9 protein-coding genes are annotated in these 13,488 nt (G+C 56.1%); 4 read left to right on the forward strand and 5 right to left on the reverse strand.

The window, feature by feature from the left end; all coding sequences use genetic code 11:
- The first annotated feature begins 126 nt into the window (after positions 1–126).
- The 3 genes from SCARR_RS15325 (at position 127) to SCARR_RS15335 (ending at position 4,648) form a co-directional block, all read left to right on the forward strand.
- Entirely contained in the window at positions 127–3,279 is a 3,153-nt protein-coding gene (locus SCARR_RS15325; RefSeq protein ID WP_246044500.1) for a UvrD-helicase domain-containing protein, read from the forward strand.
- Between the two features lie 48 nt (positions 3,280–3,327).
- Positions 3,328–4,068, forward strand: coding sequence for a polyprenol monophosphomannose synthase (locus SCARR_RS15330; protein WP_136062547.1), 741 nt, complete (start codon positions 3,328–3,330; stop codon positions 4,066–4,068).
- A 91-nt stretch (positions 4,069–4,159) separates the two neighbouring features.
- Entirely contained in the window at positions 4,160–4,648 is a 489-nt protein-coding gene (locus SCARR_RS15335; RefSeq protein ID WP_136062548.1) for a hypothetical protein, read from the forward strand.
- Positions 4,649–5,215: 567 nt separating this feature from the next.
- Here the strand turns inward: SCARR_RS15335 and SCARR_RS15340 are convergent.
- Positions 5,216–5,473 (reverse strand): hypothetical protein, encoded by a 258-nt coding sequence (locus SCARR_RS15340; RefSeq protein ID WP_136062549.1) that lies wholly within the window; start codon positions 5,471–5,473, stop codon positions 5,216–5,218.
- A gap of 99 nt (positions 5,474–5,572) precedes the next feature.
- On the opposite strand from SCARR_RS15340, the gene SCARR_RS15345 reads away from it, so the two are divergent.
- A complete protein-coding gene (locus SCARR_RS15345) occupies positions 5,573–7,042 on the forward strand; it encodes an IS4 family transposase (RefSeq protein ID WP_136062550.1) in 1,470 nt (489 codons plus the stop codon).
- Between the two features lie 99 nt (positions 7,043–7,141).
- Here the strand turns inward: SCARR_RS15345 and SCARR_RS15350 are convergent, their stop codons facing one another.
- From SCARR_RS15350 to SCARR_RS15365, 4 genes are read right to left on the reverse strand one after another with little or no spacing between them, the layout of a single operon-like run.
- Positions 7,142–9,100, reverse strand: coding sequence for an ABC transporter permease (locus SCARR_RS15350; protein ID WP_136062551.1), 1,959 nt, complete (start codon positions 9,098–9,100; stop codon positions 7,142–7,144).
- Entirely contained in the window at positions 9,097–10,065 is a 969-nt protein-coding gene (locus SCARR_RS15355; protein WP_136062552.1) for an efflux RND transporter periplasmic adaptor subunit, read from the reverse strand. Before SCARR_RS15355 ends, SCARR_RS15350 begins: the two co-directional genes overlap by 4 nt.
- A complete protein-coding gene (locus SCARR_RS15360; RefSeq protein ID WP_136062553.1) occupies positions 10,062–11,342 on the reverse strand; it encodes a TolC family protein in 1,281 nt (426 codons plus the stop codon). The genes SCARR_RS15355 and SCARR_RS15360 overlap by 4 nt, the downstream gene beginning before the upstream one ends.
- Positions 11,339–13,375, reverse strand: coding sequence for a YbhB/YbcL family Raf kinase inhibitor-like protein (locus SCARR_RS15365; protein WP_136062554.1), 2,037 nt, complete (start codon positions 13,373–13,375; stop codon positions 11,339–11,341). The genes SCARR_RS15360 and SCARR_RS15365 overlap by 4 nt, the downstream gene beginning before the upstream one ends.
- Positions 13,376–13,488: the final 113 nt, after the last annotated feature.

Here is a 13,488-nt window from a genome sequence, read left to right on the forward strand (position 1 = left end):
TACCTTTGCGACCTTTGCGCGCTTCTGTTAAATTCTGACAGAGCATTAGCATCAACCGAAGGCTTCGCGCTCATTTGATCTCATTCGCGGTTTAATTTCGTTGGAGCGCCATCTATAGTGGCGCGCATGAACATCGTCTACAACGCCTCGGCCGGAACCGGCAAGACCTACCAGGTCACCGGCCTCTATGAAAAGCTCGTGCTTGAAGAAGGCATCGACCCGCGCAAAATCCTGCTGATGACCTTTACGGAAAACGCCGCCGCCGAACTGCGCATGCGCGTGGCGCACCGCCTACTCAAAGCGCGCCGCACCGCCGAGGCCGAAGACAACGACGAGCTGACCGAGCGCACGATAGCCGCCATGGCGCACCTGCCCTCGGCGCCGATCGGCACCATCCATTCCTTCTGCACGCGCCTGCTGCGCGAGCATGCGCTCGAAGCCGGTCTCTCGCCCGGATTTTCCGTCCTCGTCGGCGACGAACAAAAAGAACTGCTCGATCAAATCTGCCGCGACGAGCTGCTCGCCCGCCTCGGCGCCGACCCCGACTTTAAAACCTTCTGCTCCGGCGCACACATTATCGGCACCGGCGGAGGCTTCGGCACCAGCATCACCGAAACTGTACCCAACCTGATTGCTCAGGCCGGCAGTCTCGGCATCTCGCTCGAAAACGCAGAGGCCATGTTGCCCGGCCCCGTTCCCAGCGCAACACGCGTTGAATTCGAGATGATCTGCCAACGGATCAACGAGCTCCCCAAAATCACGCCGGCCGTTCAAACCGCATTGGACATAATCCAGCAAGCGTTGCAGGAAACTGCCGATATCGAAGCGCTTGTGGATAAGCTGGAAGAACTCGGCATTAAAAAATTCGGACGGGGTGGCGCAAAAGAAATCTCGGACGATTTTTGGGCGCTCAAAGAATCCGTCAAAGATGCCGTTCGCTACCGCGAGCGTTTCCCCGCCGCCCAGGCCTTCGCGCGCTACGTGCAGGCCGGCGCCTCCCAGTTCCAGCAGCGCAAGCACGAGATGGATGCGGTCGACTTCGACGACCAGCTGCACATGGCGGCCGAGTTGCTTCAGTCGGGTCGCGCCAAACCGGATTTTGAATATGTGATCGTCGATGAAGTGCAGGATACCTCCCGCATCCAGTGCGATTTGATCCAGTCGCTCTGGGGCGAAGAAACCAATCTAATCATCTGCGGCGATAAGAAGCAGAGCATCTACACTTGGCGCGGCGCCGACCCGCAGGTGATGCCCGATCTAGAAAACCAAATATTGAAGGCCGGCGGAAAACCCGAAAACCTGCAAACCAGCTACCGCTCCAAAGCGCCGATCCTCGATGTGGTCAACACCCTCTTCGAAGCGGTCTACGGCCAAGAAGACTATACCCCCAGCGACTGCCTGGCCCCCAACCCAGACTTTGAAACCGACGGCGAAAAGCCGTGCATCGAGTTTCTCTCGTTCGACGGCGATGAGGAGCTTTCCAAACAAGACAAGACCGCCGCCGAAATGGAGGCCGTCGCCAACCGCATCCAGTTGCTCGTGAACGGATCCAGCGAATGGAAACCCGCCTTCCGGCATGCGGACAACTTTCAACCGACGGACGACGACAACGCCTACCGGTATTCCGACATCCTGATTCTGCTGCGCCGCACCACCCACCAGTCCGCGCTGGAACAGGCGCTGCGCCACGCCGGCGTCCCCTATACGCTAGGCGGAAAAGGGAGGGGCTTGTTCTCCCGCCAGGAAACGCGCGATGTTTCCCTCTTCCTCAACGTGGTCGCCAACCCCAACGACGCCTATTCGCTGATCGGCTTCCTGCGCTCTCCATGGGTCGGCCTATCCGACGAAGCCATCGCCGAGCTGGCTTGGAGCGACGAAGGCTTTTCAATCGACCGGCTGCAGGTCAACTATCCAACGGCCACCGATGTGGTCGACCGCTACCGCGCGTTGCTCGGCACCAAGCTGGCGTCAGAGCTCGTGCGCATGCTGATCGACGAAACGGGCTACGACGCCCTGCTCGCCGGATTGCCGCGCGGCACGCAACGCTTGGCCAACCTCCGCAAGGTGCTCGACTGGCTCCGCGAAACCGAGCGCGGCGCGCAAACCACTCCGGGCACGGTGGCCCGCAAGCTCGCCGAGCAGATTGCCAATCCGCCGCAGGTGCCCGAAGCCGCCCTGCTCGATCCCGCGCAGAATGCCGTCACCATTATGACCGTCCACGGATCAAAGGGCCTGACCAAGCGCGTCGTCTTTGTACCCGACACCAGCTTTTCCGGCGACTCCGACCGCGGCTTCGCCCGCGTCTTCTTCGATGAGCCGGCGGTTGTAGGCGGGGGCGGCGACCCCGCTTCTGCAGAAAAGGTTCCCATGCTGGGCGTCAAAATTACTGCGCCGGACAAATCCAGCGTCGCTTCGCCGGGCTTCAAGGCCGCCAACGAACGCGCCTCAGCTGTCCGCAAACATGAATTGAAAAACCTCTTCTATGTCGCCATGACCCGCGCCCGCGACTTGGTGGTCACCTCGGCCACCGTCGGCAAACGCTCGGGAGGATGGCTCAAGAATTTAGAGCCGTTGTTCGATAAGGAAATTCCAACCCTTGCGTACTCCGACCTAAGCGAAGCCGTGGAACGGGTTGAACCCGCCGAACATGCACGACCAACCGCAAACGGTCTGGCCCAAGCGATGGACAGCCTCCCGCCCGCACCGGCCAAGCCGACGCTCCAGCGCATGCCAGCCACCCGACTGGCCAAGGAGCAAGACGAGCTGGAATCGGCGCACGACGACTTCAGCACCCATGTTCGGAGTGTAGAGAATGCCACGGCCCTCGGTTCGCTTGGGCACGCCGTGCTGGAGCAACTCGCCCTAAACGGCTGGGAGGGATCGGTCGCTGAATGGTTGGAGCAGCTACGCGATGAGTTCGACATTCCAAAAAAACAGTCGCTCGCTCTGAAAAATCGGATCGAACAGACCCGGGAACTAATGATGGGCCTGACCACCGACATGCAGGAAATCCGCCCGGAATTCCCCTTTGTCCTGCATGAAGAGGATAAGCTGATCGACGGCACAGTCGATCTGCTCTGCCGCACGGCCGACGGCTTTGCCATCTTCGACTATAAGTTTACCGAAGCCGCCGATGCTGTCACCGCAACGCAATACCGGCGGCAAATGGAGATTTATCGCAAGGCCGCCGAAAAGCTCTACCCCTACGCCGCCGAAGCCAAAATCTGGCTGGTTGCCGTATCCAGCTCAAAGCCCCGCCTGATTCCCATCGATTTTTAACCGCATTTCTTGCAGCGGCCACGCATTCTGGCCTACATTTCTAAAACTATGAGCGAAATCGATACTTTGGTCATCATCCCGACCTACAACGAAAAAGAAAACATTAACAGAATCACCACCGGGGTGCTGGATACATCGCCACACGTGCATATTCTTTTTGTGGACGACAATTCCCCCGACGGCACAGGCCAAATGGCCGATGCCCTGTCGGAAAAATCCGAGCGCGTCCATGTGCTCCACCGCACCTCGAAAGACGGCTTGGGCCGCGCCTACATTGCCGGCTTTAAATGGGCGCTGGAGCGCAACTATAAGTTCGTCATGGAAATGGACTGCGACTTTTCGCACGATCCCAAGGAAATCCCCAATTTCCGCGACAAGGTGATGGCCGACTCCGACCTCGTGCTGGGCTCCCGCTACGTCGGTGGCATCCGCATTATGAACTGGCCGCTTTCGCGCCTGATGCTCAGCCGCGGCGCCGGCATCTATGTGCAGATGATCACCGGCATGCCCTTCACCGATCCCACTGGCGGCTTCAAATGCTTCCGCCGCGAGGTGCTCGCCGCCTACGACTTTGATCTCGTCAAAGCCAACGGATACGGTTTCCAGATCGAAATGACCCACAAAGCTTGGATGAAAGGCTTCCGCGTCGGCGAGATTCCGATTGTCTTCGAAGACCGCAAAGACGGCACCTCAAAAATGAGCGGCAACATTGTTTATGAAGCCCTTTGGATCGTCTGGTTCCTCGCCGTCCGCAACGGCTTCCGACGCAAGCCGAAGAAGAAGCTCTGATATTGGATACAGGCAATTCTGCCCGATTACTCCTTCAATATTCACTTATCAGGTAGATCTGCCCGCTAAGTAATAGTTCGGCAGATAAAATATGAAAAAGCAAATACTCATTATTAGCCTTCTCGTTTTAGCGACAACTCTTCAGGTGATCGCAAACGACAAGGTCAAGCGTGTTGCCGACATGGAGTATATCGCCAGATTTGCCAAAGGGAGAGACATCGAAGTTTCAGATGCCTTTTGGTTGCCACTCTCTTTTCCAAGAGATGAATTCGAGGTGGCACTCAAACAATACCTGAAGGAGCAGTCTCAAAAAACAACTGACAAACGAATGCTCGTTGCTCTGAAAGAAGTTGAATCTAAGATGCCAAAATTCAAAATTGAATATGCAGGCGTTACAAGAAACGGGAAAAAACTGATTTTGTGCCAAATGCATTTGATGCACACATTTCTTCCTGATGAGGATGAAGTTGAGTACTCCAGCTTTAGCTCAATTTGTGATGGAGGAACATCTGTGTGCACATCTGTTTTTGATCCTGAAACTAAAAAGGTTTTGTCTTTAATTTGGAATGGTGAAGCATAAAAAAACCGAACCACCATTAAGCCCTTCTGAGTAAAGCCAAAAAGTCCCCCGCCTCAATCTTCGTGTTTTTACCAACTTACACTATCGATTGATCGATCCAACCTGGTCTCAACTCGTGCCGTTTTTATTTCTACATGGGCGAGTGGAGCAAGGCTCCCTCAAACAACCGTGCGGGCTCAGGCGGCCAGGTCTCCCGTCTTTCGGCGGGTGGCGGCTGTCACGGATTACTAAGATCCATGACGTCCCAGAAAATCATGCGGTACTTCCCTATGCGCTACCTATTCAAGAAAACATCGGTTGTCTGCGGTATTCTTCCGGTGCAACCTGCGGTTGCGGTGGAAGGCAGAGTCCAGTTTGGTGCGGGCTTGCGACAGGGTCGGCTCCTTATCAAAACAGGTTCTATAAAAACCGGAGGCGGCGGTACCAATCAAGCGGATCGGGTACGGGTTCTTTCCATCACGGCTGCTTCGGGTTCGAACCATTTAATTATGCCGTGCATCGGATGACCACTCTTGTCCCAATTAGAACGTCCGGATCACCACCGCCTCCTTAAAAGTATAAATTAAATCATCGTCTTCCCTTTATGAGCTGATCGACAGAAAATCCGGTCTTGCGGTCGAGCATGAAGTAGACCGCACGGGCAATCTTTGCGGCGACAATGGCATTGGCCGTGTGCTTGCCTTTCTTGCGTTCGAGCCGCTCGAAATAGGCATTGAGCATCGGGTCGGCCCGCTTGCCGAGGATGGCCGCCTGCATGAACGCCCACTTCAAATACGGATTGCCCATCTTGCGCCCTTTGGAAAAGGGGTCAGTCCTGAATGCCACTTCCTTAAGGGCTTCTGTCGCACACAAAAAATCGCAGTTTTAGGGCAAAAACCCATACTATACTCTTGATATATACCAAGAAGAATGCGAGTGTCTTGCATGAAATATACAGCACCCTTCCTTCCAGGACTCCATCTTCAATCGCTCCGTAAAAAACCGCGCTCTACGGCACAAATAATGGCCGATGAAATGATGCATAAAAAAGACAAATCGCTGCTGGGTCTAAAAGCCTGTTTCGGACGTTTTATTCCCGAATCTTTTTTGAAAAATAATGTGAAAGGACATCATAGTCGTCACCGTATTTTCAGCAAGGAAACCACTTTCTGGGCGTTCTTCTCACAGATTATTGATGCCGATGGGGGCTGTGCAGAAGTCGTCAAAAAATTAAAAACATATCTCGCTTTCAATAGTGATCAGTCGTTGTCCGTTTCCACGGGTTCTTACTGCAAGGCGCGAAAAAAATTAGAGGAGACGGATATGGTCGAAATCCTCCAGCACACCTCAGAGTCGTTTCATGTTAACCTCGACGATCAGCCTCTCGCGGGCCGGCGCGTTATTGTCGTTGATGGAACGGGGTTGAGCATGCCTGACACCTCTGAAAATCAAGATGAATGGCCTCAAATTTCCTCTCAAAAAACAGGGTGCGGTTTCCCGACAATGCGCCTGCTCGGCTGTTTCGATCTCGCGACGGGCGCAATTCTCAGCTATGCAGTCGGAAATAAAAAGAAACATGAACTCCCCTTGCTTCGCCAGCAGGAAGGCACCTTCAAGGAAGGGGATATTTTCCTGGGGGACAAAGGGTTCTGTAGTTTTTATGATGTTGATCGGCTCCGAGAAAAGGGCGTTGACAGTGTCATTCCATTAGCGCGTCGAATACCGAAAACGGAACAGACCTGCATTAAAAAGTTGGCGAACAATGATCTCCTGATTCGCTGGGAAAGGCCCGCTTGGTATAAAAAGGCACTCCTCCCGAAAGACGAGTGGAACCAGTTGCCCAAAGAGCTTCTATTACGTCAAATCAAAGTCGATATCGAGCAGCCCGGATTCCGAGTGAAAAGCTTTTACATCATCACTACGCTACTCGATCCGCTTATCTATTCAGCAAAGAGTATCGCCGACCTCTACTATCGCAGATGGAGCGTAGAACTCTTTTTTCGCGACCTGAAAACAACCACGAAAATGGATATATTGCGTTGCAAATCCCCCGCGATGATCCGAAAAGAACTGCTTATGTATTTCATCGCTTACAATGCCATTCGGCATTTGATCTATGAGACCGCGCACGCTCATGAAAAAGACCCCATGCGGCTGAGTTATAAAGGCGCACTACAAGCACTCCGGCAGGCGGAAGTATACTTTAATCGAGCCGCGCTTTGCCCATCCGAAATCCTTCGGATACGGGAAAACCTGCTCGATTCGATCCGCACCAATATAATTCCCTTTCGGCCCGGAAGGAGTGAGCCGCGATGCCTTAAAAGAAGACTCAAACCCTATCAACTTTTAACACTGCATCGTCATGAAATGATCGAGATAAAGCATCGGAGTAAATATAATGCCAAAGCAGCTTAAGGAAGTGGCATTCGGGTCAGGTCTGAATTTTAAACATTCACTTCTCTGTGTTGATCATTCAGACCTGATCTCGTCGCACCCAGACTCTATGTTTTTGCGTTATTCATAGCGCAAGGCCTCGATCGGTTGCAGGAGGGAGGCTTGGCGCGCGGGCCAAAGGCCGAAGACCACACCGATGAATACGGAGAAGGTAAGAGCAACGACCAGCGTGATCGGCTGCACCGCCACGGCCCATCCGGCGAATTGCCTCATGCCCAGACAGAACCCGCCACCCAACGCAATACCGAGCGCGCCGCCGCAGAGACTCACGGCCACCGCTTCCACCAGAAACTGCATCAGGATATCGTTCCGGCGCGCACCGATGGCTTTGCGGATGCCGATCTCGCGGGTGCGCTCCGTCACGCTCACCAGCATAATGTTCATGATCCCGATGCCCCCCACCAACAGGGAAATCCCGCCAACGCCCGTCAGCAGCATCGAGAGGGTGTTGCTGGTGGCGGCCATGGTGCTTTGGAGCTCGGCCATATTACGGGTTTCATAGCCGTTGTTCTCAGGGTCGGTCACCCGATGCCGCTCGTTCATCAAAGCCACGACCGCGGTTTCGACGGAGTCGATATAGTCCGCCGACTCGACCTGAATTTCGATTTCCCGCACATAGTCTTCACCGAAAACGCGGTGCATGGCCGTGCTGAGCGGAATAAGAACCTGGTCGTTTTCGTCTTCGGATGCACTGCTTCCTTTGTCGGGCAGCAGGCCGACCACCTCAAACGTATTGCGGTTGATGCGAATGGTCTGCCCCACCGGATCCTGCCCGTCGAACAGCGCCTCGTATACCGTCGTTCCGATCACCGCCACGCGGGCCCGCGACGAACATTCCTCCTCGGAAAAGAATCGTCCCGCCTGCGGCGTCATGGAGTGGATGGTTTCATAGGCGAGTTCCACGCCGCGCGCTTCGGTACTGCAGTTATTTCCGTCGAACGTGACCTGCACGTTGCCGTTCACCGAACCGCAGGCATATTGCACGCCCTCGATGGAATCCTGAATCACTCCGGCGTCGGACGCGGAGAGCCGCGATACGATGCCGGCGCCCAGAGACACCCCGCGACTCTTCGGTCGCGGCGGCTGCACCACGAGCAGATTGGCGCCCATGGCCGAAATTTGTGCTTCCACGGCCACCTTGGCGCCCGCACCAAGCGCCATAACCGAGATCACCGCCGCCACGCCAATCAACACCCCCAGCATGGAAAGCGCGGTCCGCACCTTGTTGGCCGAAAGCGATCGGGAGGCCTGCGCCAGCAATGCCGCAAATTCACGGAATGGTTTTCGGCGCAAGGAGGATGATCCATCCCTTCGAGATTCGACATTCCCTGATCGAGATTCTGCGGTTCCCCCGGCTCCCTTGGTATCGGACAACACCTGCCCGTCTTTCATGGTAATGATTCGCTCCGCGGCCGCAGCCACTTCCGGATCATGGGTCACCATAATCACGGTGAGGCCGGAACGATGCAGCTCCTGAAGCACCTGCAGGATATCGGCCGCACTCTCGGAATCGAGGTTGCCCGTCGGCTCGTCGGCCATAATGACCGGCGGACCGTTCACCAGCGCACGGGCAATGGCAACCCGCTGCTGCTGTCCGCCGGAAAGTTCATTCGGAGCGTGCGACTTTCGATCACCCAGCCCGACCCGTTCGAGAAGCTGGTCGGGGGTTTTGTCGCCCGGCGCGTTCCCGTAGATGAGCGGCAGCGCCACGTTGTCGTGCGCGGATATCCGCGCTAGCAGGTTGAACTGCTGAAAGATAAATCCGATCTCCCGGGCGCGCAATCCGGCGCGGGCGTCTTCGCTAAGTCCCTGCACCTCCTGACCGTTTATTTGATAGTGCCCGCTGTCCGGCACATCGAGCAAACCCAGAATATGCATCAACGTCGATTTGCCGGAACCGGACGAGCCCATGATGGCTACGAATTCCCCTTTCTTGATTTGAAGGCTTACCCCGCGCAGAGCATGAACCTGAACCGCGCCCATTTGATATACCTTGGTAATGTCGGAGACCTTGATCATGGCCTTTTCCCGGCCGGCGGCGCCTGCACGAAGGGCGACGAGCCGCCGTCTTTCCCGTGCTTGACGGCAAATTCCGTTTTAACCACCACCTCATCGCCCTGCAGGCCGGATTGGATCTCCACCCGTCCGCCGGACGAGAGCCCGATCTGCACCGGAAGGCGTTCCGGCGGGTCGTCGGTTCCGGTGTGCTCCACAAGCACGAACCGTCGATCGCCTTCCCCGCCCACCGCGCCGACCGGCAGGGTGAGCACGTCGTCGGCCTCGGCCAGGATGAAGGCCACGGTGGCCGTCATGCCGCTCTTCATACAATCCGGAATCGCATCCGGCTCCAACTGGACTTCATAGATCGTGACGTTGTTCACCGTCGAGGCTTCGTAGGCAATGCGGCTTACGGCCCCGCTAATCTCCTCGTTCCTGTAAGCATCGAGCGTAATGCGTACCTTCTGGCCAACCTTCACGTTTCCAATATCCGTTTCATCCACCTGGGTCGAAACCACCAGCCGGTCGGAAAGCACCAGAACGGAATCCTGCGTGGTCACCGTCTGGCCCGGCTCGGTATCGCGGGAAATAATGGTTCCATCGAGCGGTGCAATCAGCGAGGTCGCTTTATAGGCATCTTCCCACTTTTCGAGCATCTCCGTGCCCCGGGCCCGCGCGGCATCCAGCAGCGTCGAGCGTTCGGTGGAACTCATCCACGCAACGATTTCCCCTTTTTTCACCTCCTGGCCTTCATCGACCAGCACCTCGTCAATGTGACCGTCGAGCGGCGGCATAATTTCGATGCGGTTGCGCGGTTCGACCACCGCCGTGGCCTCGATCGTCTTTTCCATGCGGATGCGCTCAAGGGCCACCCGTTCATACGCGGGGGCGTGTTCTCCATGCTGGGCGCGAACCACCCACGCGGTGCCGGCGGCACCGCCGACCAACACCACCACAACCATCAACTTCATCCATTTGCGCTTCATTGTTTATCTCCTAAACGGGGGTTGGTCTGAGAAAAGGCTTCGTAGCCGGTTACCTGCCACCATGCGGCTTCCGCCGTCAGGGCACTCCTGCGCGCATTGAGCAGTTGTTCATTTTTGGAAATCAAATCATCCTCGATCACAATCCAGTTTTCGAAGGAGAGCAGTCCGCCTTCATACTGCTGGCGCGAGATCTGGGCGCGAATCTCGGCGGCCTCGGCATATTTCGCCTGTACTTCGACATTGTCGACCGCATCGACAAACCGTTGTTTTGCCAAAACGAGCAGCCGGACGCGCTCATCGAGAACACGGGCCTCATCCGCATCCGCCGCGCGTAGAGAAGCCTTCGCCTTGCTGACTTCATGGCGCGTCTGGCCGCCGGACCAGATGGGAAAGGAAAGCTTTACCCCGGTAGACCAGTAATCCTCATCGAAGGAATTCTCGTCGCCATAACGCCCCGCCGCCCCAACCAGACTGACCTCGGGCCAATACCCGCTCCGGGCGACCGAAAGCTGGGCGTCGGCGCGGGCGAGGGAAGCCTGCGATTCAAGATAGGCCGGGGCTTCGCGTGCAATCGTTTCAAAATCGGTCTCCTCCGGAGGAGACACCTGCGCCAACGTTCCCTCAACAACGGTGTCAACGGGAAGCGATGCCTGCCCCATTCGCCGCGCGAGGATCTGCCGGTTGACAGATACGGAGCGCGCGGACTGCACCCCCTGAACCTGAGCATCGAACAGAGAAGCCTGACTTGATGCCACAGACCCCTTGTGTTCCCGTCCGCCTTCATAGCGCAGTTCGACAAGCTCCAGATTATCCGCGCGCCGGGCCTCGATTTCCGCAAGAAGCTCAACCCGCTGCTTGGCGTAGAGGACGTTGATAAACGCATTTCGCAAGGCATAGGTCACGTCGGAGCGCGATCCGCTCAACACCGCGAGTTGAGATTCCAGCCCGGCCCTGGCCGAGCGAACCGCGGCCCGTTTGCCCCCGCCACTGAACAGCAGCTGCTCCACCCCGAGCGATGCGCCGTATCTCGTAGTCTTATCCCCCGGCCCGGACAGCATGGTGGAAGCATTGGCCGAAAGCTGGGGAAACAGGACTGACCGCTCAATGGAGATGGCGGAAGCGGCCACCTCCACATTCGCAGAAGCCACCGCCAGCGACGGATTGTTTTTCGCCGTCAACTGGACGCACGCCTCCCACGTCAGCGGCTGCTCCGCAGCATTCGCGGACAGCGCAAAAAGCGAAGCAACGATCAGTTCAACAGCAAGCGGTTTCATCATTTTTCAGCCCGAGGTTCCCGGTTGTCGCCGACCTTTCGCTCATACACGGTTTCAAGCTCCGCGGTAGCGAGAATCTTTCCCTTCATCGCGGTCAGAAGCACATCGCGGTTGACCTTTTCCGGTGCAACAGACACGGAAACCGGTGCCGACAGCGCATAAACCGTATAGATGTATGTTTTCGGCCCAGGCCCTTTTGAATGCGGAGGAGCATACTCCGTCCGGCCGTTGACACTGTTGTTGCCCAGCATGCCGACGCCGCCCGGAGCATTGCGGGGCAAGGCCGTGGTGGTTGCGGGAATGTTGTAGAGAATCCAGTACCACTTGGTTTGGTCCGGAGCAATGTGATGCATGATCACGGCGAAACTTTTGGTCCCCTCCGGCGCTCCGCTCCAATTTAGGGGCAACGTGGCCGCTGCGCCGTCGCCGGTAAAATCGACCGGCAGCATGCCGCCGTCTTCAACGGCCGGACTGGTCAATTGGAATGAACCGACCTTCTTTGCCTGTGGCATTTTAACCTGTTTCGCCGTTGCTGTTGAAACGAAGAGAAAATCGGTGTCCGGAATCTTCGGCATATCGATCGGTTCAGAATAGAGGAAGGCGCCTTTGGGAGTATATTTGGGATCCAGGTTCCGCAGTTTCATCAACGTCTCTTTCTGATCAGCTGAAAGGCTCCCGGCAACCTCTGCAAAGGCTTTGGCATAGAAATAGGAAACTTCACCATCCAATTCGCCATACCGCCGCGACAGCGTCCTGACCTTTTCCTCGTCCCCCTTCCCGCTCGTCTGGAATCCCCGCAGCACTATTGAAATCTCACGGCGGATCTCCACAATTTCATTCAAACCCGCACGCTGTTGATCAACCAGCCCCGTCACTAACTTGCGCTGGCCGTCCGTCAGCAGATTCAGGAAGGCCTCACCGCTGTCCCCGGTGAGCGAGGTGCTGATGGTGTAGTTATCGTCGCCCATCGCCGGAATATCCTTCATGAAGAAAGAACCGAAATAGGTCGCGTGCCGTTCCGGGCAAAAATACACATCCGCCTCCACACCGCCGGCATACCAACTGAACATTTCACTGGCATAGGTCATCACCGCCACATGAGCCGCGTGCGACATGCTTCTCTTATCCACCTGATTCTCCAGTTTCGGCCAGGTTGAAGAATCATTAAAGACCATTTTGCCCAGATATTCTTTCTGCTTGTCGCTCAGCGAGCGAATAATGCTTCCCAGCACTTCGGCGCGACGATAACTCAGCAATCCGTCCACTTCATAAAAACCGGCGGCGTAATTCATCACCGCTGCCCGATTGAGACCGGTGCTTCCCTCGGGAAAATCTCCGGTGAGCTGACGGTAAAACGCCTGAACCAAGGGGAAGCGCTGATAGCCAAAATCGGCCAACACAGGTTCCTGCTCTTTAGCGAGGGCAATCAGCTGACCCTTCTGCTTGTCGGTCAGCACCGAGAGCACATTATTTGCAACCAGAGGAACAAACGAGGTATTGTGTCCCAGCTCATTGGTATCCACGTCGCGCATGTATTGGAACCCGCAAAAGTCGGCCACTTTCCCCGGAGGAAGAAAGGTATTGCAGGCCATATTGCCGGTAAGGAATGCCACGCCGTCAAATGCAATGGTATTGAGCTGCGCCCGGTCGCTGATCGCCTGATCCACTGAATAACGGCTGCTCTGGCCTTGCGGTTGCGATCCAGGTGCTTCGGTGCCGCTCCCCTGCTGCGCATCCGGCGGCGGAGCAAGATCTCTGAGTTTATCTGGATCAAATCCGGCCGCTTTTACCGCCTCATTCATGGACGGCCCGCCGCGCAGACCGGCCTCGCGAAAAGCCTCGTGAATAGCGATCGCATTTTTCGCAGTGAGCGATGCGGCGTCATAGTGGGAAAGAATCTCTTTCACCTTTTCAGTCTGTTCAGCGGTGATGTTCTCACCTTGCTCCTGCCGAGGTGCATTATTATCCGCCCGGGCAAACACCTGCATGGCGATTACCATACACACTGCAATCATTGCTGTTTCGAACTTCTTCATTACAGTCTCCTGTTACTTCATTTCTCTACAAGCCCACGGCCTGCTTCTGGAGACATACAACACCCCGTCAATTACCGATCGAACACGGGAGAATTACAGAATGGTAATTCTGC

Origin of the sequence: Pontiella sulfatireligans, from assembly GCF_900890705.1 — a bacterium.
Classification (GTDB): Bacteria; Verrucomicrobiota; Kiritimatiellia; order Kiritimatiellales; family Pontiellaceae; genus Pontiella; species Pontiella sulfatireligans.